The sequence below is a fragment of the Corynebacterium pseudodiphtheriticum DSM 44287 genome (genome assembly GCF_000688415.1).
GTDB lineage: Bacteria > Actinomycetota > Actinomycetes > Mycobacteriales > Mycobacteriaceae > Corynebacterium > Corynebacterium pseudodiphtheriticum.
In genome coordinates this window covers 109,523-133,779 of sequence record NZ_JIAH01000005.1, presented here as the reverse complement: position 1 = coordinate 133,779, position 24,257 = coordinate 109,523, and the positions used below count along the sequence as shown (strand labels likewise).

Sequence of the window (24,257 nt, the reverse complement as noted above, 5' to 3'; positions counted from 1 at the left end):
AAGGATAACCAAGCTGCACCCACATAAAGTGCATTATGGGAAGCAGCCTGCTTGAAATTTTCATTCTTCCTTTCTTCTCTGTTCAAGAAACCAGCAAAATCGAATTCCTAGTCTCATGAGAACCGCAAAAGAAAGTAGAAATAGCCAGAAAGGAATAAGCTTATAGCCACCCACACTGGCATTAATAAGATGGGATATATATCCCACAAGGAGTGCAAGACCCAGCGCTCCTACTATGGCCAGAGCTCTGAGAGATGGTCTCAGGTCGTCAAAGACGTATTTTCTTCGCTGTTCATTTGAGCCTTCTGCACGTGAAGTGAACCCAAAAAAATCGAGTACTTTCTGCATCTGCATCATCTCCTCCTCATTCCCAACGCCACGGTATCACAGCTGTTAACAAGCTCACATAAAATGTTTCAGCTTTTATTACAGCCTTCACCTTGTCGTCAATGGCCGCGCTTCGGCTGAAAGGTGGAAAACTCATGTCGCTGCGCCAACCCCCTATGGCACATGCAGCAACAAAATCACAAAGGATAGCAAAGGAATAAGAGTTTGAGTAGTGGAGCCATCTAAGGGAATCGAACCCTTGACCTGCTCTTTACGAGGGAGCTGCTCTACCGACTGAGCTAAGATGGCACGTTGCTTGTGCGGTGTCGTGAAAGATTCCCGCATAGCGGGCTTCCTGCACAATCACAGCAACACTGGCATTCTAGCCGATAGTCGCCGTCAATGAAAAACGACAGGACTAACACCGCCACACCAGCGAGGCTGTAACAGTTAGTGCACCCGGTATGCGCAGCGCAAACGCCCCACCAGACCATCAAAAGCAATCTGTGGCGAGACGTTAAAGCCTAAAAGCTCACGATAATGACTAATAGCATCCTGGCATTCCACCAACCCCGCTTCATCCAAATGCTCAGCCAGTTCCGAGGCCAGCGGCTGAAAATCCGGGTGCGTCAGATCAACTTCTGCGCCCAGTTTCACCATCAGCGCGTCCCGGTAGATCCCAGCCAGATCAACCAAGGCCAGATCCAATACATCCCGTAAACGCCTGGTCTGCCTCTTTTTCTGCTGCTTTTCCAACTCGCGCAAGTCACCAGCACCACCAGAAACAGATTTCTGCGTACCCTTGCCTTTCGCCCCCATACCTAAGGCGTTGCGCAGGCGTTCTTTTTCCGCCTCATCCGCCTCGGCATAGCTTTCTTTCGCTTCTTTTTCTACAGCTTTGACCAGCTGTCCGACAGCCTGGAAGCCCCCGGATTCGTGAAAGATAGCTTCCGCGAGGTTGATGGCTTGTGCACGCCGCTGCTGGATCGCCGGGGTGTTGACCAACTTGCGGGCGCGGCCAACATGGCGCAACGAAGTATGCGCCGCCAATCGGGCATGATTTTCGCTCGCGCCTTCGTCGACAAGCATCTGCACAATTGTCTCCACTGGAAGTGCAGGCACGTACAAGTGTCGGCAACGGGACCGGAGCGTCTGCGGGAAATCCTCCGGGTCGGTCGACGGCGCACACAGAATGATCACGGTGTGCGCAGGCGGTTCCTCGATGGTTTTCAACAATGCATTCGCCGCGCCGTCGGTCAACCGGTCCGCGTCTTCGAAAATCACCACACGCCAGGCACCAACCGTGGGCCGCTTAGCAGCAGAAGCCACGACTTTTTCGCGGACGAAATCCACTCCGATCGACAACTCTTGCGGCACGACATGCACAACATCCGTATGTTTGCCAGTCATTGCGGTCCGGCACGCCTGGCATTCCCCACAACCATATGCTCCCGGGGTTTCGCAGAGCAGAGCCGCGGCAAAGTTCAACGCCGTGGTGGAACGGCCCGCCCCCGGCGGACCAGTGAACAACCAGGCATGTGACATCGCATGTGCTTGAGCTCGGGTCTCGATCTGGGTTTGGGGTTGAGTTGACGCACCAGCTGCAGCCCCGTCGGCAAGCACTGCGCCACTGTCGACACCTGACCGCGACCGTGTCCGTGCTGCTGCCCGAGCGGCAGCCATGATGGTCTCTTGCACCCGGGGGTGGTCCCGCAAGCGGTCCGCGATAGTGACCGAAGGTGCAGAATCGGCGCCAGTTGTGGCAGATGGTGCTGGTGTTGCGGTTGCAGGTGTGTCGTCGGTTGCCGTGGCAGCTCGCGTATAACTCACGCCACTAGTCTAGCCGGGCAGTCGACAGTTATTGTAGTAAGTTATGAACAGATTTCTGCGTGGCATCAAATGGCTGTGGGGCACCTCATGGCCACTGTTTGCTACCGCAGTTCTAGGGGCAAACATCACCGGCGCCGTCGCGATCATGCTATTCGTGCGGTTCTTCCTGCCAATGCCGGAAATCATGGACTTCACCGACGAAGTGCCCAATTTACTCTCAGTCGGCGTAGCCTACCTCGTCTTCGCGGTATTCGTCGGCATGGGCGCCACCTACCTATTGTTCCGTCCGGTTCTGGACTGGCAACGCAACCCCGAGGAACATGACCGAAACATGGTGCGGTACCTCGTTATGCGCATACCGGTTTACCAAGCCGGGGTGGCGGCGTTCGTCTGGATCATCGGCATCTTAGTCGCCACGATCCTGACCGGAAACTACGCTGCCCGCCTAGGGCTCGTCGTCGCAGTTGCAACCTCCCTAACGGGCATGATCACCATCCTGATCACCTACCTGCAAGCAGAGCGGCTGGTGCGCCCAGTTGCGGCCGAAGCTCTGGCTAGGCGCTTTGAAGACTCCACTCTGGAACCACCCATTAAGGTGCGGCTATTGACCACTTGGGTCATGACCACCGGCGTGCCAATCCTAGGCATCGTGCTGCTCTTATTCGCACACCAAGCTAATTATTTCACCGATAACGCCGCTGATTTGATTCCTCCGGTACTGCTCATGGCAGTCACCGGCATCGTCACAGGCCTGACCGGGACCATGTTTGCGATGATGAGCGTAATTGACCCGATTAAGGAGCTCCAGGAGGCCATCAACCGTGTACGCCGCGGTGAATCCAACGTGGCCGTCGATATTTACGACGGCTCCGAAATGGGCGTTCTGCAGGCCGGTTTTAACGAAATGATGAAGGGCCTGCGAGAACGTGAACGTGTGCGGGACATATTTGGCCGCTATGTGGGCACGGAAGTCGCAACCAAAGCCTTAGAGGAACGCCCCGAGTTGGGTGGCGAAGATCGCGAGGTTGCAGTCCTGTTCGTCGACGTGATTGGCTCGACGACGTTTGCCGTCACTCACACTCCGGAAGAAGTCGTCGATGAGCTCAACCAATTTTTCGAGCGCGTTGTCGAATGTGTCCATCGTAACCGGGGTATCATCAACAAATTCCAGGGCGATGCTGCACTCGCTGTATTCGGTGCACCGCTCCAGCTCACTGATGCAAATTCACTCGCACTGCAGGCGGCGCGCGAGCTACGAGAAGAGCTGAAAGGCCTGGCACTGCACGCTGGGATCGGCGTGGCCACCGGGCACGTCGTCGCTGGTCATATCGGAGGATCAGATCGCTTCGAATATACCGTCATCGGCGACGCCGTAAACCAGGCTGCGCGCCTGACCGAACTCGCTAAAGACACCCCCGGGCAAATCCTGACCAACGCCGTCACCCTGCGCGGAGCCAACGAAGTAGAACAATCCCGCTGGACATTCTTGAAATCCATCGAGCTGCGCGGGCGAGGCGAGATGACGCAACTGGCTCGTCCTGTACGGGCGACGTTGGCGGATCGTTCCTAGCGGCATCGCACTTGCCGGTGTTGTGGTTTTGCTAACCTGCCTTTAGCGCTTGGATGGCGCCGAAACACTCAACTCTGAAGTACCCACACTGGGAGCCTTTATGCAGAATCAGCCTGCACCACACCCGCAAACAAGCACCCCACCGCCGGAAAACCCGGCACCGCAGAACCCACCATCGCCTGCCCCACGCATGATCGCCCCCGATTTCGCCCGTGGTATCGCACTGCTAGGCATCGCGCTGGCAAACATACAGACTGCGTGGACGCTAGAGACCTCGAGCTCACACGCGGAGAACATCGAGTCTTCCTATTTCGGCGGCTATGCCGACGGTTCACTACTCGATACCGTCTTCACGCTTTTTTCTGCAATGTTCGTGCACGTGCGCGGCCTACCAATGTTTTCCACACTGCTCGGATTCGGCATCGGTTTGATCACCATCAGTCTGTGGAACAAATCCTTCCCACTTTCTCGAGCCCGCCAGGTCATCGCTCGCCGCTACTTTTTCCTAGCCGTCTTCGGCTTGCTGCACATCATTTTCTTGTTTTTCGGCGACATCATGTTCTCCTACGGCGTCATGGGGATGATCGTCGCCACCATGCTGTCATTGCGTAATAAGACCCTGGGCTGGATTATTGTGGTTCTCTTTGCGCTCAATGCCTTGACTGGTATCGGTATTGCGCTGGCCAGCATGGGGTCTACGCTGGTCAACGTAGCAGGCCCTTCCAATTTTGCAGTCGGGGAGGCCTCAGAGCCGACCAGTAACTACTTGGAATACATATTCGGGAACTTTTTTCTAGCTGTCTTTGCCCCCTTAGAAGCCTTTTTTGTCGCCTTCACGCTACTGCCAGTGATTTTGTTGGGCTTCATATGGGCGCGCCGTGGTGTGCTTGCCGACGTAGATGCACACCGAAAAGAACTCGTAATCTGGGCCATTATCGCTGCTCTGATATGCCTCGGAATCGGCTTGCCGTGGGGCCTGGCGGAACTAGGGATCATTAACCATGAGCTGGCCAATCCACTGATGACAGCAAACGTTTTTCTGGGGATTTTTACCGGCCCAGGCATCCTTGCTGCTATCGCGTTGGGCTGTAATGGTGTGCAAAAACAGTATGCAGAAACCCAGCGCGTGCCATTCTTGTTACGGCCATTTATCGCGCTGGGGAAGCGTTCCATGTCGGGCTATGTCGCCCAGTCAGTATTTTTCGTGATCCTGGTGTTGCCGTTCACACTGAACTTGGCAGAAGGCCAAACGGTAACTGGGCTGACAGTTCTTGCATTCTTGGTGTGGTTGGCCACGCTATTGTGGGCGTGGCTGTGGGAAGCATTCGGGTGGAATGGCCCGCTAGAAACTATCCACCGCCGTCTCGGCTACGGCCCTGGTTCACGCCCGCGCTTGGAGTCTCAACGGCAAAAGCGCGCACGCTTAGCAGCTGAAACTCCGAGCCCGTAGCGCTTAGCTCCGCCGCGAACCCGCCTTCACCACATTTTTCGTTCCTGGTGAAGGCTTTTTCGCGGTCTTTTTAGCCGTTTTCTTGACGGTCTTTTTCGCCGTCTTTTTCACAGCTTTCTTGGTGGTTTTCTTTACCGTCGTTTTCTTGGCTGTAGTCTTTTTCGCAGCCTTCTTGGTGGTCTTCTTGCCCACCTCGCCAGCGGCTTCTTTGGCGCGGCGCTCAGAAAGCAGCTCATTTGCCCGCGCATCTGTCATCGCTTCAGGCTTATCGCCCTTCCGTAGCGAGGCATTGGTCTCGCCATCAGTGACGTACGGACCAAAACGGCCGTCTTTCACCGTCATTGGTTTTCCGGAAACGTCGTTATCGCCAAGCTTCTTCAACGGTGGTTGCGCAGCAGCACGCCCGCGACGTTTTGGCTCAGCATAGATTCGGCGCGCCTCATCCAAATCAATAGAGAAAATCTGTTCTTCATCAGCCAACGAGCGCGAATCCGAGCCCTTCTTCAGGTAAGGGCCATAACGGCCGTTTTGCGCAGTAATCATCTCGCCATCAGCTGGATCCACGCCCACTTCGCGCGGCAGCGACAACAAGCGCAGCGCTTCTTCCAAAGTCACCGATGCCGGCTCCATCGACTGGAACAATGAGGCCGTGGCTGGTTTCAGCTTGGCTTCGACCAACTCGGTAATGCGCTTTTCTTTTTGTTTCTCTGCAGTCTTGGTGTCCCAGTTTTTCGCACGTTTGCCCTCTTCTTTGCGTTGGGCGTCCTCAGCAGCACGTTCTTCACGAATGATCTCTTCTGCCTCAGCGGCAGCCTTTTCTTGCTCGTCGTCACGCACTTGCTCGGTGACATACGGGCCAAACCGGCCTTCCTTAGCCACAATCATCCGGCCATTGTCCGGGTTTTCACCCAGCTCACGGCCGCCCTGTGGGGTGGCGAATAGCTTTTCTGCCATCTGCAGGTTCAGCTCGTCCGGGGTCGTTGATTCAGACAAATTCGCACGCTGATATTCCGGCTCACCATCGGCATCCGTTCCGATACGGCGTTCCAGATACGGGCCATACCGCCCCACACGTACGACGACTGCACGGCCGTCCTCGTCGTCGAAAAGATGCAACGAGTTAACTTCACGCGCATCAATCTTTTCCAGGTTGACGTCGATCAGTGATTTCAAGCCACCATGTCGAGCAATCGATTCCGCAGTGTTATTGTCGTCTTCGCTATTAACCTCATTTCCGAAATAGAAGCCGGTCAGCCACTCGGTGCGGTCTTGCTCACCGGTAGCGATCTGGTCGAGTTCGTCTTCCATCGAAGAAGTGAAATCGTAGTCCACCAGCGGAGCGAAGTTGTTTTCCAGCAAACCAACCACTGCGAATGCCACCCACGACGGCACCAGCGCATTACCGCGGGCGTGCACGTAGCCACGGTCTTTGATGGTTTTGATGATCGAGGCATACGTTGACGGACGGCCAATGCCTTGTTCTTCCATCTTTTTCACCAGCGAGGCTTCTGTGTAGCGTGCCGGTGGGTTCGTAGAGTGGCCTTCTGCGCTGACCTTATCGACGGACAGCTCGTCGCCCTTGTCCAGCTGCGGCAAGCGTTTTTCGCTGCTGTCAGCAGAATCATCGTCGTAGGCCCGCAGGAACCCTGGGAAGGTGATGGTGCGCCCGTTGGCCTGGAATTCGGTCTGTTCACCGGTGCTGGCAGATCCAGCCATGGTGACTTTCATCGACGTCCCTTTGGCGTCGGCCATCTGTGAGGCAATCGTGCGTTTCCAGATCAACTCATAAAGCTTAAATTCTTCGGTATCCAGTTGATTGTGCAACGCACCCGGAGTCGCGAATGACTCGCCTGCTGGACGAATCGCCTCGTGGGCCTCCTGCGAATTTTTCACCTTCCGGTCGTAACGGCGTGGTGCCTCAGAAACGAAATCACTGCCGTACAACTCGGTCGCCTGATTGCGGGCGGCGAACAGCCCCTGCTGTGACAGCGAAGTCGAGTCGGTACGCATATACGTGATGTGGCCGTTTTCGTAGAGCCGCTGCGCGATACGCATGGTGCGCTCAGAGCTGTAGTGCAGCTTGCGGCCGGCTTCTTGCTGCAACGTGGAGGTCATAAACGGCGCATACGGACGGCGAGTATACGGCTTGTGTTCAACGGCGGTGACGGTGAGTTTTGCTTGCTGCAGGCCGTCGGCAAGCCGGTTGGCCTGTTGCTTGTCGACGATGGTGGCCGAACCTTTCAGCCGTCCACGATCATCGAAATCGCGCCCCTGCGCCACTCGTAGCCCGTCGACGGTAGCCAAGCGTGCCGGGAAGGACGCCGGATTTTCCGCAGAGTCTGCCGCACCTGTGTTCAGGGTAGCCGAGAGGTCCCAATAATCAGCAGAAACAAACGCCATGCGCTCGCGCTCGCGCTCAACGATCACGCGTGTGGCCACGGATTGCACACGGCCTGCCGACAGCCGCGGCATGACCTTTTTCCACAGCACCGGCGAAACTTCGTAGCCGTACAGGCGGTCCAGGATACGGCGGGTTTCTTGTGCATCGATGAGGTCTTCGTCAAGCTCGCGGGTATTGCTCGCGGCCTCCAGGATGGCGGATTTGGTGATCTCGTTGAAGACCATCCGGCGTACCGGCACTTTTGGCTTCAGCACTTCTAACAGATGCCACGCGATAGCTTCACCTTCACGGTCCGGGTCCGTTGCCAGATAAAGCTCGGAGCAATCCTTGAGCTTAGCTCTTAAGTCCGTAACTTTTTTCTTCTTATCCGGACTGACCACGTACAACGCACCAAAGCCATTGTCCGTGTCGACACCCAAACGCGCCCACGGCTCTTTCTTGTATTTCGCGGGAACATCAGCGGCTCCGCGTGGCAGATCACGAATGTGCCCCACGGAGGCTTCGACCAGGTAGTCGTTACCTAAGTAGGGTTGGATCTTTTTTGCTTTGGTTTGTGACTCGACGATAACGAGCGTCTTGCCTGCCACGGGATCACGTCTCTTTCGTGCTTAATTAGCGTGCGGAGTACTAGTGCGCTACTTCGTTTACACAGTAATATATGGTGCTTCTACACTAAAGCAAAAACCCAGCATGCCTTATGGCAATGCTGGGTGATGTTTTTCTTGCTTATTCGGCAAGATTTACCGAGGCTACATGCCGGAGAATCCCGACGTTATTTTCCCGGTGTTTGCGTGACCTTACAGGCCACCCAAATTAGAGGGCTACAACCTGCTGAGCCTGTGGGCCCTTAGCGCCTTCGCCGACTTCAAATTCAACCTGCTGGTTTTCTTCCAGGCTACGGAATCCGTTGCCCTGAATCTCGGAGTAGTGCACGAAGACATCCTTCGAGCCATCTTCCGGAGCGATGAAGCCGAAACCTTTTTCAGCGTTAAACCATTTAACGGTTCCTTTTGCCATGTTAAAACCTTTTCTTTTGGCGACGGATCTGCAAAGTGTCCGCGAATCTAACCTTGCTGCGAGCACTTCTCGAACTAACCTAGAAACCGCGTTCAGGAATTAGTCTCGCACGAATTCGGCGCAGAAGATACTCTTAAGAAATATATTCAAGAAAACCCCGTCAAGCACACCCACAAGGGGGTAGAAATGGGCGCTTTTGAGCAGCCGGATACAACTTTTGGTCGAGAGCTTCTCGACGAACTCGTATCCGTATTCCCCAATTCCACCCTGACCCACCAGCGTGTGATCCCGGCGCGAACTGCCCGCTATGCGGAATGGCCGGATTGGGTCAGCCCGGCATTGCGCACGGCACTCGAGGATCAGGGTGTTACGCGATTATTTAGCCACCAGGCGGAAGCCGCTGAGGCCATTCACTCCAAGCAAAATACAGTGATTGCCACGGGCACGTCCTCGGGAAAATCACTCGGTTACCAGCTTCCGGTGCTTTCTCGTTTAGGCACCGACCGCACAGCATGCGCACTGTATCTGACCCCAACAAAGGCGCTGGGGTCAGATCAGCTGTTGTCGATCCAACGTTTACTTCGTGCAGCGGCGGAGGGCTTGCCGTATTTATCGACAATCACCCCAGCGCCGTATGACGGCGACACCCCCACGGAATCCAGGGCGGGAATCCGTGAGTCTTCGCGTTTTATCTTTTCCAATCCGGATATGGTGCATGCTTCCTTGTTGGGTGCTCACCAACGCTGGGCGCGGGTGTTACGACATTTAGAATTCATCATCATTGACGAATGCCATACCTATCGCGGAGTGTTTGGCTCCCACGTCGCCTTGGTGCTTCGCCGACTTCTGCGGTTATGCGCCCACTACGGTTCAGAACCGACGATTATCTGTGCTTCCGCAACCTCAGCAGATCCAGTCGCCCAGGCTCAGCGTCTCACCGGGCGGGCTATGCAGGGGGTTACGGACGACGGTTCCCCGCAGGGAACGCGCACAGTGGCTTTATGGGAACCGGGTTTCCGCGACGATATCTCGGGCCAGAATGGCGCACCGGTCCGGCGCGCCGCTTCGACGGAGGCCGCGGCGATCATGGCGCATTTGGTCGCCGCGGGTGCCCGCACATTGACGTTTGTGCGTTCTCGAAGACAAGCAGAAACCACCGCTTTGCGTTGTGCTGAAGAACTCAGTGCACGTGGTCGCATGGACTTCGCCGCCCGAATCGCTTCTTATCGCGCCGGTTATTTAGCCGAGGATCGGCGAAAATTGGAACACGATTTAGACAACGGCCAGTTGTTGGGCGTGGCTACAACATCTGCTCTCGAACTAGGCATTGATGTAGGCGGGCTTGATGCGGTAATTGGGGCTGGTTTTCCCGGCACTGTGGCCTCTTTCTGGCAGCAGGCAGGCCGGGCTGGGCGCCGGGGGCAAGGTTCCTTAGTTGTGCTCGTTGCCCGCGATGACCCGATGGATACCTATCTGGTTCATCACCCAGCAGCACTTTTGGAACGTCCAATTGAGGCCAGCGTATTTAATCCAACAAATCCCTATGTCCTGGAAGGTCACGTTTATTGCGCGGCCGTGGAAAAGCCTCTTTCCGCCTTCGATATTGAACAGTGGCAAGCCCATGATGTCGTACGGCGTTTAACGGACAGCGGTTTTTTGCGAGCGCGGGCACAAGGTTGGTTTGCCGCGCCGCTTCCGGAAGGCCGATTGCGCCCTGATACTGCACACTCGGCTGTCGATATCAGAGGTGGTTCCGGCCAACAAGTCATGATTGTGGATTCGTCTGACGGACGGTTGTTGGGCACAGTGGATTCCGCACGCGCTGCCAGCCAGCTGCATCCCGGCGCGGTGTATTTGCACCAAGGGGAAAGTTTTCTTATCGACGATTTGGATTTCGACGATTACATCGCTGTTGCCCGTCCAGAGCAACCTGATTATTCCACGCAAGCACTCTCCGATACCCAAATCCGTATTGTCTCCAGTCCGCCCAATGATCATGTACGACAATTGTCTCCTGATGTTTCAGTCGCATTGGTGGATGTGGAGGTCATTGACCAAGTCACCGGCTTTATGGTGCGGCTTCCTGATGGTTCCATCGCAGAACAAGTACCTTTAGATTTGCCGCGACAACGCCTATTTACGCAGGCAGCGGCTTACACCATTAGCCCACGAGCTTTGGCTGCCGCCGGGGTGGAAGAAGCCGATATTCCTGGTAGCTTGCATGCTGCCGAGCATGCCGCTATTGGTTTGTTACCGCTGCTGGCCACGTGCGACCGCTGGGATATTGGCGGTGTTTCCACTGCATTGCATGTTGATACCCAGTTACCAACGGTGTTCGTCTACGACGGCTATCCAGGCGGAGCGGGCTTTGCCGAGGAGGGGTTTCGCCGCTTCCGCAACTGGATTGCCGCTACCTTGCAAGCGGTATCCGCGTGCACTTGTGCCCACGGCTGTCCCTCCTGCGTGCAATCACCGAAATGCGGTAACGGTAATGAGCCGCTCAACAAAGCCGGTGCTATCAAGGTGCTGGATGCACTGCTCATTTCCCTGGATGCCAGTGCAGCCAGTTAACTTAACTCGCAATTTGCACTGCATTACCCGATATTAGACAGGCCCGGCACGCGCTTTCGCATGCGCACTCGTGACGGATACGCCTGCGGTAACTTCTAAGAGCACATCGCGGTTATCTGTCCGACAAGAAACCACACTGGCATGGTTTAGCCCTGCGATGCGTTGTGCAACAGGGCACGGCAGATCACCTCGTGACAAACCTTCGGCTGCAGCAACCGCCGCCATATCCGCCGCCAATTGGGCTTGGTGCCGTGCGACGACATGGCTTGCCACGCCAACCAGTGCCAAGGCCACGGCCGCAATGGCCAGAATGATTCCGATGGCTGCTACGGTCGCATAACCATCATCATCGCGAGCATGCCGGAACCGGCGATAAAGGCTGCTGTCACCGTGGTTGTGCATCGTCATCGCGTCTCCACAGGGTATATTGCGCTAGCGCTGCGAGTTCCGAATACCGCGGGAACCTCCGCAGTTACTGTCACCAACCCGGCTGATTCCTGCACACTGATCTGTGCATTTCCTGACGGTTGGTAATCCACCCCAATCGCGTGCGCACGAGCAGCCGCGCTTGCTGTATCCAGTGCCGAGATGTGTGCACTGACCGTTGCAATCGCTCCAATGATTAGTGCTGTCACAATCACCAGCGTGGCCAATGCAAACGCGGCTTCGATGGTGACCGAACCACGGTCATTGCCGAAAGGCCCTGCCTGCGGCCAGCCTGCGCGTTGTCTCGGATTAGGACGGGGTATCAGACAGCGCATCAGTAATAATCGATTCGATTGCATCAGTCACTCCCCCACTGCTGACCACAAGGTACAGTGCCGCAGCCAGTGCGGCAGCAGCTAACGATCCCATGGCGTATTCAATCGTGCTCATGCCGGAATCGTCGACGAGCATTCGCACTCCGCCCTTCGTTTTCCGTGTCGTCGTGTGTGCTGCGAGATCGTCGTTTCCAGCACACTGAGCGCCTTGGTTAGGCTGCGGTGTGGCATCGAGAATGTTATCTGGTTGTTTCGTGTGGGAAGTCCGAAATGGTGTAGTCATTTTGTCTCCTTTGAGTCAGATGAAATGGTCTTCTGAAATGGTCTTTTGCTTCACCCCGGTGTGGTGGCGAGCAGGTCTGTTGCCAAGCTGATAACGACTGGGGCCAGGCCAAGGACAATGAACGCGGGCAAAAAGCACACCGCGAGAGGCAAAGCAATTAACACCCCTGCACGTTCTGCAGCTGCCCGGGCATGATCTGTGGCATCCGCACGCAAGTTGGCAGCTAATTCACGACAACGTGGCGCGATACGCGCCCCGGAATGCCGAGCTGATTCAATAATCGCCGCCAGATCTGCGAACCCCTCATGCGCACGCATCCCACGAAAAGCTTCGCGGTCAGCAATGCCCACGGCTTCCAGCTGGCTGACTGCCTGCCATACCGGCGCAGTATCATTGGCTGCAGCTTCTGCTACCACACTGGTAGCAATATGCAGCGCTAACCCGGATTCCACGCAGGCCGCAAACAGTTCGATATCAGCAGCGATGTGCATAGGGTGCAGTTTTTTCGGTGGCTCTCGCGGGTTTTTCGTTGTGCTTGTCCCACATCCCACTCTGCCGGTGACAGGCGCAGCGGGAATGCACAAGGCTGTAGCCAGAATGACGAGCGCTGTAGCGAGGATTACGGGCTCCGTCATGACGTCTCCCCCACCGCTTTCGCGGTAATTTTCCGAGACCAAACGAATCCTGTGCAAGCCAATCCGACACCAGTAACCAGGGCAATACCGCCTAAGTTCGTCGTAAGCAAGAACCTTAGTGGGGCTGCACCCATGGCGATTCCCATGAGGATTCCTGCCAGTGGCAAGCACGTGAGAATTACCGCTGTCGCCTGTGGTCCTTGCAGACTCGCCTCAGTAGCGCTGCGATGCCGGTTGGCACCATCGATACTTCGATGCACAGAATCTAATAACCCGGACAGTGCGATGCCGTGACGTCCTGCCGCGTGCCACAACACCGATAACCTCTGTAATTGCGGTAATTCAGAAGAACTGTGCTGGGCGAAAGCATGCGCCGGGCTGTGGCCAAATCTGGCTTGCGCGGCTGCAGATTCTGCCACCGTGCGTACTCGTGGGGAGGCATCTTCCGGTAGCTGGGACGCTGCGGTTTCCACTGCGTGAAAGTGGTGTGCTCCAGAATCAATATCTGCTGCCAATTGGCCAATATAGGCCCCCAATGACTTGGTATCAGCGATAATCCGGCGTCGACGCATGTGCTGTCGCATAGTGATGATCACCGTTGCCGCTGCCATCGCACCGGCAAGCGCCAATGCTATGGTGCCAACTGCCATAAGCACGGTCACTACCAGGAAAACCACAGCGATCATTAGCAAAAATTCTTTCGAAACCAGCGCTGTGGATGTCGTACCGATGCGCGCACTTGCCGAACCAGGATGCAAGGCCACCGCTACTGCGAGCACTATTATTGCTGCGCTCATGCTGGCACCTCAGCAGAAATACTGTCATGAGTATCCACGCCACACGGATCGGCGTCCTGCAGATGATCATCGTGCTTATCATCGTTATCCGAATCGTTGCTGTTCGAATCGTTGTCGCCGTATTCCCAGATAGTCTCGATCCGTAAAGGATCTGCCTGCAATTGACCAATCTGCGCTAGCCGGCGGGTTCCATCAGGGCGGCGCTGCATCACCAGCACCACTTCCACGGCAGCAGTGAGCTGCGAATGCAAAGCCATACGTTCTAACCCACCAAGAGCGCCCAGTGCTTCCAGTCGTGCAGGCACTTCTGTGAGCCGGTTAGCGTGTAAAGTTCCACCGCCACCGTCGTGGCCAGTATTCAGCGCAGCCAACAAATCTACGACCTCAGCCCCACGAATTTCGCCAACGATAATTCGATCTGGCCGCATACGCAGAGCCTGTTTCAACAGGTCAGAAATGCTGATCGCACCACCCCCTTCGCTATTAGCACCTCGTGCAGTCAGGTTGACCACGTGCGGATGGTTGGGAGTCAGTTCTGGGGTATCTTCAATGCAAACCAGACGCTGTTGCGGGGCAATTTCGCTGAGCAAAGCAGAAAGCAAGGTAGTTTTCCCGCTACCGGTTCCACCAACGATAAGAAAAGAACGACGCTGTGCAATAACCTCACGCAGATACTGTCTGGAATATTCATCCAAGCTGCCGTGCTGAAATAACGAGTCCAAGCTTGCAGAATGCGAACGCAAAACTCGCAAACTAATACAAGTGCCTTGTTGCGCTGGTGGGCTCAGCACTGCATGAAATCGCAGCGCGATACCTTCTTCCCGACGAATCCTGCCATCCACACACGGTTGGGCATCATCCAATCGCCGACCACATAAGCTAGCCAATCGTACTGCTAGTCTTCGGACTTCTTCATCATCGCAAAACTCAATTTCGGCTTTTTCTAGACCGTCGCCTCGATCAAAAAATACGGATTCGGGACCATTCACAACAATGTCGGTCACTCCAGCTAGCGATAATAAAGGTTCCAAAACTCCGATGCCGACGGTGTCATTTTTCAGTTTCCGGAGAATTTCTAATACGTCGAAATCGCTTATCACTCCCGATTCTTTACGGATCAAGCGGGCTAGCTGGGCAGGGTCGTCGACAAGACTGGGTTCGGTAGCAACCCGACGCTGGATTGTCTCGACTATGTGCGGTGCAACGGACATAATTTCACTTTCAGTTCATAGAGGTTTTGGTCTTCGAGAACACTCACGCCTGCAGCCGACGGCTGATGTCTGCGCATCTAATAGATGAGATGTGGGGTTAGTGGGTCTCGGCGGTATTCCACCCGTATTCCGCGAGTACAGCGTGAGCGACGATCGACAGTGGTTTCGGAATTCTGTCTGGCAGCCCACCGCTCTCAGTGCTTTTTGTCAGACGTTTGAGGGTGCCGATTTCTGCAATGACCTGGCTTCGTACAAGGTTTTCCATTTCCTCGATACTGAGTGCTGACCACTGGCGGTGCCGGACCACCAGGCTGTGTGGGGTATGCGTTCCAGACAGCTGCGTGCTTAAATGTGCTGCTCGGGCCGCGCAGCGTAGCTCTGCCGGGCAGATCAACACTGCCGCATCAATCGAACGCGGAATGTGCCAGGGATTAGCATCGATAACGGAAAGCCCGGGTTCGCTGTGCAGCGTGGAAAGCACAGTTTCAATTTCTTCCCGGTCGCCAAAACTTGCTGTTCCGTCATTAGTGCGTCGTTCGGTCAACACGGCGATACCGTCATCGGTAGTAGGCAAACAGGCACGGAGGTCGCTGGCATTGACGCGGCCGTCACCCAAGTTCAAATCTGGCCACCGCAATCCATCATGTTTTTCAATCCCCAACAGCAGGTCCAAACCGCCAGAATGATCAATTGCATCAATCAGCGTTACTGCACCAACGTTTTCATGTGCAGCCACCCGGGAAATCGCTGCTGCCACCGTCGAAGCTCCAGCTCCGCCGCCGGATGAGAGCACCGCGATGGTCAAGTGTGGGTGGCGTCGTGATGCAGACTGCGGCGGCGCAAACTGTGCTGGATAGCGTTGCTCAGAAATGCGGTTGGACAAGGGTCGCTGCAAACGTGCGGAATTGGGCAATGCCGTAGCTGCCCTGGGGCGGGGTGCGGGTGTCTGTGCCTCTGCGGGGCGCGATTGTTCTCCTAAAGTAATGAGAAATTCTTTGTTTTGTGAAGGAATCACGTACCCGACTTCCGCGCCACAATCACGGACTAGTTGTTCGTCGACCGGCCCCGGATCTAAACACACCAGATAAATAGGGCTGCTCTGCTGGTCGCGGCGTGCCGCAGATTCCGTCAAAAGATCGGCGTAATCAGCATCAAGAATGATTGCTTCGGCCCGTGCACCAAGCCGGTAGATATCGCGTTCATCAGTGGCTGTGACCGCCCGATGACCGGTGGCTGCCGCAATATGAATCGCCTCAGTACGCAGAGTGGGATCTGCAATGGCGATGACGATGGATGAATCTTGTGCGCTCATGGTCTCTAGCCAAGCCGGAATGGAATAGAAGCTCAATGACCTGGGGTGATTCTGTGGACAACCCGCCGAATTTGTGGCCTTATCAACTAGATAACTGTGAATAACCCTCAAAAACCCTGCTGCTTCCCCCTAAAATCCTTCACCCCACCATCCAATCTGTAACAAGCCCAAACATTGCAGAGATAAGCCAACTAAGATAGTTCTTGTAACAGCAGGCAACAATCGTTAACTTTTACCCCAACAATCACATACGTTTTACGGCAGGTCTTCATGGACAATTCTCACAGCACCGCCGCCAGCGACACCGAGGCGCAGCCCGGTCAAGTGGCAGCGTTTTTTGACCTGGACAAAACGATTATTGCCACCTCTTCTGCGTTTGCTTACGGCCGCGAATTCCTGCACAACGGACTGATCACCCCGCAGGATGCACTGAGCCTATCTTTAGCAAAAGCCAGCTATATGCTCGCTGGGCAATCCAGCACGCAAATGGACTCCACCCGCGACCAACTGACCTCCATGATCACCGGTTGGTCAGAAAAACAAGTCCGCGAAATCGTACGCGAGACCATGCACAACGTGCTGACCCCAGCGATTTATAGCGAAGCCCGGGAACTGATCCAAGCCCACAAAAAAGCAGGCCACGAGGTCATTATCATTTCAGCATCGGCCCGGCAGCTCGTGGAACCGATCGCGGAAGAGCTTGGCATCACCGAAGTCATCAGCACCGAACTGGAAATTGTTGACGGCACGTTCACCGGGGTAGTCGAGTTTTATTGCAAAGGCACGGCAAAAGCCGAAGCGATCACGACGCTTGTCGGCAAACACGGCTATGAACTGCAACAAAGCTTTGCTTATTCCGACTCTGTGACGGATGCGCCCATGCTGGAACTAGTGGGTAACCCGGTTGCAGTTAACCCGGACCGCCCACTAAAAAAGCTTGCCCTAGAACGTGGCTGGGAAATCCGCAGTTTCAAAGATCCGGCACCACTGTTCCAAATGCCCGGAGCAAAAGAAATCGGCATCGGCGCTGGCCTGCTCGCTGGAGTCATCGCATTAATCACCGCAGGGACCCTGCTTAGCAAGTGTTATGCACCAAACAAGCAGGAAGCATCTGTCCTGGAGACAGCGCAAGCACTCACAGAAAACACCGGGAGATACCTAAACTCCACAGCTAGAGCCATACGACGTACAATTATTAACCAACACACGATTTCTGCGAATATTCTGCGAAAAGCAAGGGAAGGTATAGCGTGAGCAAGCAAGGACTTTTCACCGATGGCACCGATGATTTTAACCCAAAAGTGGATTCAATCCCTTTAAGTGATGCTGATACCGCCAAACCAGGGGAAACTTCTATCGGCGATTTAGTTTCTAATGCCACTACCCAAATCTCTAGCCTGGTACGCGCAGAGATTGAGCTTGCCAAAACGGAGCTTGCCGGTGAAGCAAAAAAGGGCGCCATCGGCGGTGGCATGTTTGCCGTAGCAGGCACCGTCGCCTTGTATAGCTCGTTTTTCTTGTTCTTCTTCCTCGCAGAACTGCTGGCCCACCTGTGGCTGCAGCGCTGGGCAGCATTTCTCATCGTCTTCCTGGTGATGTTGGTTATTGCAGCCGTCGTCGCGCTGATTGGTGTAAAGAAGGTAAAGAAGATCCAAGCGCCAAAAGCAACCATTGAATCAGTAGGCGAGCTGAAGAAGCTTCGTCCGGGTTCGGCCAGCAAATCGCTGGAAGGCCCATCGGGAATGTACACCTAATCTCATAAACCCCAGCTATGCCACCACCCCAGGCTTAGGTGCCTGGGGTACAGTGTGGGCATGCCCAAACGTTCCGCTAAGCTTTCGCCGTCCATCGTTGAATTAGACGGTCCATTCCAGCACGGACACGTTCATACTCATGGCCTCCGTTTGCACACCGTCAGCGCTGGTTCCACTACTGATCCGCTGATTATGTTGTTACACGGGGCCTTTAGTGGTTGGTTTGAATACCGCCACATCATCGCAGAACTTGCCGACGCCGGCTTCCACGTCGTCGCTGTGGATTTACGTGGCTACGGCATGTCGGACCATCCACCGGTTTCCGCAGGCCAAGATATTCGCAGCGATTCCGGGCAAATTTCTGGCATCATTTCGGCTCTGGGATACGATTCCGCTTATCTCATAGGCTACGACGTTGGCGGTGCTCTAAGCTGGGCGCTTGCTAGCAAATATCCAGACCAGGTCCGTGGTCTCATCGCCATCGCCAGCCCGCACCCGGTCGATCTTCGAAAAACCGTGCAAACCCAACCCTGGAATTTTTTATGGATTCTGCTGCGCGCCGCGATCATGCGTTTGCCATCCTTTTTCTACCTGCCGTTTCCCCAACGATTCGAATGGTTATACCGGCGCAATTTGCGCAGCGAAACCACCGCAGAATTCCACGACACTCCGGAATTTGCTAACGAATTAAACCTGCGTGTGCGGGCATCTAAGATTGGCCACACCCGTGCGGTGGCCCTACAGCATAACCGGCACTTGCTCAGTTTTGGTTCTGGTAGTTGGCTGGATCAGCCAGTAAAGGTGCCTGTAACCATGGTGCACGCGGATCAAAGCCTGTGGAAAAAACTCACGGCACGTAGCGCACAACGCATGCGCGCTCCTTGGACCGCCGTGACTATGCAGGGAACAAAAAACCTACCGCATATAGAGCGCCCCCAAGCATTCGTGCGGATGGTGCGTGAACAAATTAAACAGTGGCAACAGGCAGAGCTAACTAGTACTGGCAGCAGCCAGGACGGTCGTTAATAGAGCATGAAAACTAAAACGGCATACCTGCCAACCGGCTACTGAGCAACACAAGCACCGGTTTCTACTGGTGCGCGCAGGGCACCGAACTCGCCAACTTGCTGGCGCACTTCTTCAGCGGTCAGGGCATAGCCGGTATCTGAGTTATCCACTGCAGCACCAAAAACCATGCCGATCACGCGCCCGTCATCAGTGGTGACTGGCCCGCCAGAATTTCCCTGTCGAATATTTCCGCGCAGTGTATAGACTTCACGTTCTACCCGGCCTTGGGCATAAATATCAGGGCCGGAAATCCGGATCTGGTCCCGCACACGTGCAGGCGAAGCCTCAAAGGGCCCGGATTGTGGAAAGCCCATCACCACTGCATCGTCACCGCTTAATGCTGGCTGTTCTGCCCATGGCAGAACAGGTAACCCTAGGTTCGGAACATGCAGTACCGCAATATCAATGTCTGGGTTGTAGTAAACCACCTCAGCATCACGGAGCCCGACCACGGTATCAGCGCGTACGCTCTGGGTTCCGGCAACTACATGGGCGTTGGTGAGAATATAATCATCCTGCGCCACAAACCCCGTGCCCATCAACCGCCTGCGGCACTGATCGGATTCTCCCATCACATGAATGACCGAAGGGCGCACAGCATGCACCATCTGTTCATTGTCGACGTTGATACGTGGGGCTTCAACTTCGTGGGGTTCCGGGTGGTTTTCAAACGGAGACACCAGTGGCGGCAGCCCAGATTCGTTGAGCATCGCTGAAATCTGGGCTGGCAGTTGCCCCGCGCGTTCTGGCGCTAGCGAATTCATCGCGCTAAGCACCGCAGAGCTACGCAACATCTGGCTAAACGCACCGCTAGTACCGGTCACAAGCGGGATCGACACCAGCCAGATCAAGACTGAAACAGCCACGGCTTGGGCCACCGAACCGATCGCAGAATCCACCGTCTGTAATGATTTCAGGCGCATGCTTTCGCGCAATTTCAGCCCGAGCGAAATACCTACTAAATGGCCAATACCAGCACTCACAACTAGACTGCCGATCGCCAAAACAAAGCGCGCCAATGTGTGCTCAGTCAGTCCCATCAGCATCGGCGCGGCGGCGCCTCCAATGATTAATCCGGAGATCACTCCGATGAAAGACAGGATGGACGCAATTGCGCCTTGCCGCCAACCGATGCCAATACTGGTCACAATGACCAGAAGAATAATAAGGTCAACGAAAATTGATTCTGCCACGGGGAAATCCTACTCGCTTCCTGCGCCAGCCACCGCTAACGAAGCGCTTCATTATTACGCGATTTTGCTAAGCTCTCGCGCAAGTCGAAAACATCTGTCTTATTCCAATCTCGTTCCCACCCCGAATAGTGGAAAACCGCATTCAATAATCCTGCGGTAAACCCCCAGATCACATAATCCCGCACCCGGAAGGCCGGACTGACCCAGTTCCCGTGGCCAATGGCAAACCGATTTTCCGGCCTCAATAGTTCGCCGACGTGGACAGTGAAAACATCATCTGCTTCTTCCGGGCTAGTCACGGCGACTTCGGATGGCTTATCCCAGTAGCTCAACACGGGGTGCACCTGGTTTCCTGTCACTGGAATAGCCAACTCATTAAATTGCTTCAGCGGGGTCACGTTGTTCCGGTTCAACCCTGTTTCTTCCCAGGCTTCCCGCAACGCAGTATCAACCGGCGAAAGATCGGTGTTATCAATCCGGCCACCAGGAAAAGCAATTTGGCCTGAATGGCTACGCATCCCGGGGTGGCGGTGGGTCAATAAGACTGTCGCATCGTCCGGGGCACCACCGTCGCCAGCAGGGGCTTGGGAGCCCCCAAACAGTATTAACACCGCAGCCTTTTTGATGGTTTTCGGCTTTGGCAGATTGAATTCCTCTGCACTTCGGTTTGGCAGATACTTCTGCAAGCTATCTTCGTGCAGCCCGGCGAGTTTCCCTAACCATTGTGGAGCTTGCTCTGGCTGGACTGCAATGTTGCAGCCAGGATGATCAGAGTTCGCTATCACTACAAAACACCTTCTATGCTTTCGATAATTTCCTCTGTTGAGCGGAATGGTTGGACAAACACTTTCCTCTGCTCGTTTCCTACATACACAATGGTAATGGGAATCACGCCAGGTAAACCGAGTTCAGAAGCAAAGGTATTGTGAGAATCCTGGTAACTGACAAAATCTACGCCCATTTCATCCAGCATCCCGGCGCCGTTTTTCGCGTTTTTATCGGCGTGCACGCCGACGACCTGCCATTCAGGGTGCTTATCTTGGACTTCCTGCAGATAAGGTATTTCCTCCCGGCAAGGCTGGCACCACCAAGCCCACACATTCACAACAGTAATTTCGTCGCCAGCCGCACCGGCATCGCCGCCAATGGCCTCGTTCTTCTCATCAGTTGAGAGTTCATCATTTTTGTCAACGTCGGTCACTGCCTGTTCCGATAAACACGGCAGCTGCACTTGCGCACCAGGAATTTCCAAGCTCGGACAGGCCGGGCGTCGTAAGCCCGCCCCCTCATCCTGAGCCACGGAACCCTTCATTGCCTCGCCAGCTGGGCTCTCAGCTTTATTGCTTACAGCCGTTTCTCCCGCGACGTGACCTGTCGAACTATGCAGCATGGCATAAGCACCAAAGCCCACCGCGGCGCTAAGCACAAGGCCAATAACACTAATAAGTGCGATCTGTTTATTCATCATGCACTAGACTAATACAGCCACGTCACACAGCCCCCAGACAAAGCCATAACCTGCCGAAACAACACCCGCCCACGAGAATGCGCGATGCGAGCACCACAAAAGTAGGTCACGTTTACTAGAATGAAGGCATGATTGCTCTCACTATAATCGTTCCCATCGCCTTGGCTGTTTTTGCTATGGCAATGGAAAAGCTAGAAGCGGGGGTTTTGGCTAGCGCAGCAGAGAACCCTAGCGGTGTGACAAAAGCGTAAATATAATCAATCTTCGCATTCGCACCCGCCAATGCAGTCAGCCCACTAAGGTGGGGTATATTACTACAGCTATTTCAGCTAACCGAAGTTAGTCCAAGGAGTCAGAAGTGGAAGAAGTACACGAGATTCTCTCGCGCGCGGGTATTTTCCAGGGTGTCGACCCAGAAGCCGTCGACAACCTCATCGAGCAGATGGAAACCGTCAAATATCCGCGGGGAACCACCATTTTCGAGGAAGGTGAGCCGGGCGATCGCCTGTACATCATCACTTCCGGCAAGATTAAACTCGCGCGCCACGCCCCAGATGGCCGCGAAAATCTACTGACGGTCATGGGGCCTTCCGATATGTTCGGCGAGCTGTCCATCTTCGATCCTGGCCCACGTACTTCTTCCGCAGTTTGTGTTACCGAAGTCCGCGCGGCCACGATGAATTCAGAGATGCTGCAGAAATGGGTCTCTGACCATCCGCTGATTGCACAACAGTTACTGCGCGTACTCGCTCGCCGTCTACGCCGCACTAACGCTTCCTTGGCGGACTTGATCTTCACCGATGTGCCTGGCCGCGTGGCCAAGACCCTATTGCAACTGGCTAACCGTTTCGGTGTCCAGGAAGGTGGGGCACTACGCGTGAACCACGACCTGACCCAGGAAGAGATTGCGCAGCTGGTCGGTGCTTCCCGTGAGACAGTGAACAAAGCTCTCGCGACATTCGCGCACCGTGGCTGGATTCGCCTGGAGGGCAAGTCCGTGCTCATCGTCGATACCGAACACCTCGCACGTCGCGCCCGTTAAGCAGAATTCGCTTCCCAAGCCTCGTTAAGCAAGTTCGGGCGGGAAAAGCTAAGCACCTAGCACCTAGCGCCTAGCCAGAGCTTGCAGAAAAAAGCGCTAGCGGAAACACATCCGACTAGCGCTTTTCTTATTTTTAACTTCAGCAGCCCCCGGCATGGCGTGTCCTATGGCCACAGCTGCACTTCCAGGAGTTAAGCCTGCGCCTCGGCGCTCTGCTCATCCAAATACCGCAACGCAACCCTGGTCGACTGTTCTGCTGCATGCCGCAACACCGGATCCACATCCTGGTACATGGCATCAATCAACGTCTGTAATTCCACATCATTACCATGCTCAGCGCGCAGTTCTCGGATTTGTTGCAGACGGTACTGCCGACGTTCCAAATATTTTTCGGCCCACTCAGCCACATTGTCTTGGTCCGGCCCATGCCCTGGCAGAAGTGGCACCCCTTGCCCTCGGTTCTGCAACATACGCAGCGTATCCAGGTATTGTCCGAGGTCGCCATCCGTCTCGGAAATCATCGTAGTGTGGCGCCCAGCGATGGTATCGCCGGTAATGATGCCTTCAAGTTGGGATTCGTGTGGGGTGGACGACCGCACAAAAAAGCACACACAATCCGAGGTATGCCCCGGTGTGTGCACAACTTCTACCTGCGGAGTTACTCCCTCAATAGAAATGATTTCGCCGTCTTGCAAGGCTTCGCCGCCAATGCAGTAGCTTGGGTCAAAAGCACGTACTGGCTGGTTGGTCAGCTGCCGAAACCGATCAGCGCTGTCGGCGTGATCGTAATGACGGTGGGTCAGCAACGTCAGCCCCACCTCGCCGGCTTTTCCACGAACCACATTGAGGTGGCCTTCATCTTCTGGCCCGGGATCGACAACAATTGCTTTATCGTCTTCACCTGCGCGAATAATCCAGGTGTTAGTGCCTTCCAATGCCGCGTAACTCGGGTTAGCGCATAGCACCACGCCCACCGAAGGGGTTACGGGACGAAGCTGACTATAAGCAGGATGCTTCATGTCTCCTACCGTACTAGAACTTCCAGTTTTCCCGGCTATACGCCACCGTTGCCGGCTGCGCTGTTGGTCACGAAAAGCTAGCGCAGTTCAACAACCATCTCTACTTCAACCGGTGCGTTCTTCGGCAAGACGGCCACGCCGACGGCGGATCGAACGTGTTGGCCTGCATCACCAAAAATCTCGCCCACCAGATCGGATGCACCATTGACGACGGCTGGTTGCTCGTAAAACCCCGGCGCGCTGGCAACAAAGCCGACCAGCTTAGAAATGCTAGCGACGTTGTCCAACCCTATTTCTGCATCCACCGCTGCCAATGCATTAAGAGCGCAGATACGCGCCAACCCATAAGCCTCGTCAGCAGAAACTTCGTCACCAACCAGCCCGGTTGCCGGCAGCTGACCGTCGACAAGCGGCAACTGGCCGGAGGTCCAGACTTGCTTTCCGACGCGCTTCGCGGGCACATAAGCAGCCAACGGTTTGGCCACGTTTGGCAGTTCAATACCGAGCTCTGCCAGCCGCTCATTAATGTTCACAGCATCGCCGGCCAT

At 55.1% G+C, this 24,257-nt stretch carries 22 protein-coding genes and 1 tRNA gene; 7 read left to right on the top strand and 16 right to left on the bottom strand.

Features of this window, described 5'->3' with window-relative positions; translation table 11 throughout:
- Positions 1 to 560 precede the first annotated feature (560 nt).
- Positions 561 to 636, bottom strand: a tRNA-Thr gene (locus tag O146_RS0101265).
- Between the two features lie 141 nt (positions 637 to 777).
- Positions 778 to 2,157 (bottom strand): DNA polymerase III subunit delta', encoded by a 1,380-nt coding sequence (locus O146_RS0101260; RefSeq protein WP_244266783.1) that lies wholly within the window; start codon positions 2,155 to 2,157, stop codon positions 778 to 780.
- 43 nt (positions 2,158 to 2,200) lie between these two features.
- Between O146_RS0101260 and O146_RS0101255 the strand changes: the two genes are divergently transcribed.
- Positions 2,201 to 3,727 (top strand): adenylate/guanylate cyclase domain-containing protein, encoded by a 1,527-nt coding sequence (locus O146_RS0101255; RefSeq protein ID WP_027017463.1) that lies wholly within the window; start codon positions 2,201 to 2,203, stop codon positions 3,725 to 3,727.
- A gap of 100 nt (positions 3,728 to 3,827) precedes the next feature.
- Positions 3,828 to 5,177: a DUF418 domain-containing protein gene (locus tag O146_RS0101250; RefSeq protein ID WP_051619183.1), complete on the top strand. Its 1,350-nt coding sequence runs from the start codon at positions 3,828 to 3,830 to the stop codon at positions 5,175 to 5,177.
- A 3-nt stretch (positions 5,178 to 5,180) separates the two neighbouring features.
- On the opposite strand, the gene topA is transcribed toward O146_RS0101250, so the two are convergent.
- Together topA and cspE are read right to left on the bottom strand one after the other, a co-directional pair.
- Entirely contained in the window at positions 5,181 to 8,165 is a 2,985-nt protein-coding gene (topA, locus tag O146_RS0101245) for a type I DNA topoisomerase (protein ID WP_027017461.1), read from the bottom strand.
- Between the two features lie 226 nt (positions 8,166 to 8,391).
- A complete protein-coding gene (gene cspE / locus O146_RS0101240) occupies positions 8,392 to 8,595 on the bottom strand; it encodes a transcription antiterminator/RNA stability regulator CspE (RefSeq protein WP_021352804.1) in 204 nt (67 codons plus the stop codon).
- Between the two features lie 186 nt (positions 8,596 to 8,781).
- On the opposite strand from cspE, the gene O146_RS0101235 reads away from it, so the two are divergent.
- Positions 8,782 to 11,166 carry a DEAD/DEAH box helicase gene (locus tag O146_RS0101235; protein ID WP_027017460.1) on the top strand — a complete coding sequence of 795 codons (2,385 nt, stop codon included), beginning with the start codon at positions 8,782 to 8,784 and terminating at the stop codon, positions 11,164 to 11,166.
- Between the two features lie 33 nt (positions 11,167 to 11,199).
- Here O146_RS0101235 and O146_RS0101230 read toward each other — a convergent pair whose 3' ends face one another.
- The 7 genes from O146_RS0101230 to O146_RS0101200 all read right to left on the bottom strand — a co-directional run bounded on the left by O146_RS0101230 (position 11,200) and on the right by O146_RS0101200 (position 16,165).
- Positions 11,200 to 11,574, bottom strand: a complete 375-nt coding sequence (locus O146_RS0101230; protein WP_021353555.1) for an Rv3654c family TadE-like protein — start codon at positions 11,572 to 11,574, stop codon at positions 11,200 to 11,202.
- A complete protein-coding gene (locus tag O146_RS0101225) occupies positions 11,571 to 11,927 on the bottom strand; it encodes a hypothetical protein (RefSeq protein ID WP_244266782.1) in 357 nt (118 codons plus the stop codon). The genes O146_RS0101230 and O146_RS0101225 overlap by 4 nt, the downstream gene beginning before the upstream one ends.
- Complete coding sequence (locus tag O146_RS12320) at positions 11,902 to 12,063, bottom strand: DUF4244 domain-containing protein (RefSeq protein ID WP_024272867.1); 162 nt, start codon at positions 12,061 to 12,063, stop codon at positions 11,902 to 11,904. The genes O146_RS0101225 and O146_RS12320 overlap by 26 nt, the downstream gene beginning before the upstream one ends.
- 197 nt (positions 12,064 to 12,260) lie before the next feature.
- The gene (locus O146_RS0101215) at positions 12,261 to 12,701 is read right to left on the bottom strand and encodes a type II secretion system F family protein (protein ID WP_021353552.1); all 441 of its coding nucleotides are present in this window, start codon (positions 12,699 to 12,701) and stop codon (positions 12,261 to 12,263) included.
- A 140-nt stretch (positions 12,702 to 12,841) separates the two neighbouring features.
- A complete protein-coding gene (locus O146_RS10655) occupies positions 12,842 to 13,642 on the bottom strand; it encodes a type II secretion system F family protein (RefSeq protein WP_023018852.1) in 801 nt (266 codons plus the stop codon).
- Positions 13,639 to 14,853 (bottom strand): TadA family conjugal transfer-associated ATPase, encoded by a 1,215-nt coding sequence (locus tag O146_RS10650; RefSeq protein ID WP_081820528.1) that lies wholly within the window; start codon positions 14,851 to 14,853, stop codon positions 13,639 to 13,641. Before O146_RS10650 ends, O146_RS10655 begins: the two co-directional genes overlap by 4 nt.
- Positions 14,854 to 14,950: 97 nt before the next feature.
- Positions 14,951 to 16,165: a CpaE-like family protein gene (locus O146_RS0101200; RefSeq protein ID WP_027017456.1), complete on the bottom strand. Its 1,215-nt coding sequence runs from the start codon at positions 16,163 to 16,165 to the stop codon at positions 14,951 to 14,953.
- A gap of 270 nt (positions 16,166 to 16,435) precedes the next feature.
- Here O146_RS0101200 and O146_RS10645 point away from each other — a divergent pair, with 270 nt between their 5' ends.
- From O146_RS10645 to O146_RS0101185, 3 genes are read left to right on the top strand one after another with little or no spacing between them, the layout of a single operon-like run.
- A complete protein-coding gene (locus O146_RS10645; RefSeq protein ID WP_021353548.1) occupies positions 16,436 to 17,419 on the top strand; it encodes an HAD family hydrolase in 984 nt (327 codons plus the stop codon).
- The gene (locus tag O146_RS0101190; RefSeq protein WP_021353547.1) at positions 17,416 to 17,919 is read left to right on the top strand and encodes a phage holin family protein; all 504 of its coding nucleotides are present in this window, start codon (positions 17,416 to 17,418) and stop codon (positions 17,917 to 17,919) included. Before O146_RS10645 ends, O146_RS0101190 begins: the two co-directional genes overlap by 4 nt.
- A gap of 60 nt (positions 17,920 to 17,979) precedes the next feature.
- Complete coding sequence (locus O146_RS0101185; RefSeq protein ID WP_027017455.1) at positions 17,980 to 18,945, top strand: alpha/beta fold hydrolase; 966 nt, start codon at positions 17,980 to 17,982, stop codon at positions 18,943 to 18,945.
- Between the two features lie 38 nt (positions 18,946 to 18,983).
- On the opposite strand, the gene O146_RS0101180 is transcribed toward O146_RS0101185, so the two are convergent.
- Genes O146_RS0101180 through O146_RS0101170 form a run of 3 tightly spaced genes read right to left on the bottom strand, consistent with a single transcriptional unit; the run spans position 18,984 to position 21,648 of the window.
- Complete coding sequence (locus O146_RS0101180) at positions 18,984 to 20,180, bottom strand: MarP family serine protease (RefSeq protein ID WP_021353545.1); 1,197 nt, start codon at positions 20,178 to 20,180, stop codon at positions 18,984 to 18,986.
- Positions 20,181 to 20,215: 35 nt separating this feature from the next.
- Complete coding sequence (locus O146_RS0101175; RefSeq protein WP_027017453.1) at positions 20,216 to 20,965, bottom strand: NUDIX hydrolase; 750 nt, start codon at positions 20,963 to 20,965, stop codon at positions 20,216 to 20,218.
- Positions 20,965 to 21,648, bottom strand: a complete 684-nt coding sequence (locus O146_RS0101170) for a TlpA family protein disulfide reductase (protein ID WP_027017452.1) — start codon at positions 21,646 to 21,648, stop codon at positions 20,965 to 20,967. The genes O146_RS0101175 and O146_RS0101170 overlap by 1 nt, the downstream gene beginning before the upstream one ends.
- 358 nt (positions 21,649 to 22,006) lie before the next feature.
- Between O146_RS0101170 and glxR the strand changes: the two genes are divergently transcribed.
- Positions 22,007 to 22,690 (top strand): CRP-like cAMP-activated global transcriptional regulator GlxR, encoded by a 684-nt coding sequence (gene glxR, locus O146_RS0101160; protein WP_021353541.1) that lies wholly within the window; start codon positions 22,007 to 22,009, stop codon positions 22,688 to 22,690.
- A 191-nt stretch (positions 22,691 to 22,881) separates the two neighbouring features.
- Here glxR and O146_RS0101155 read toward each other — a convergent pair whose 3' ends face one another.
- Positions 22,882 to 23,709 (bottom strand): MBL fold metallo-hydrolase, encoded by an 828-nt coding sequence (locus tag O146_RS0101155; protein WP_027017451.1) that lies wholly within the window; start codon positions 23,707 to 23,709, stop codon positions 22,882 to 22,884.
- A gap of 77 nt (positions 23,710 to 23,786) precedes the next feature.
- The gene (locus tag O146_RS0101150; RefSeq protein WP_021353539.1) at positions 23,787 to 24,257 is read right to left on the bottom strand and encodes a RidA family protein; all 471 of its coding nucleotides are present in this window, start codon (positions 24,255 to 24,257) and stop codon (positions 23,787 to 23,789) included.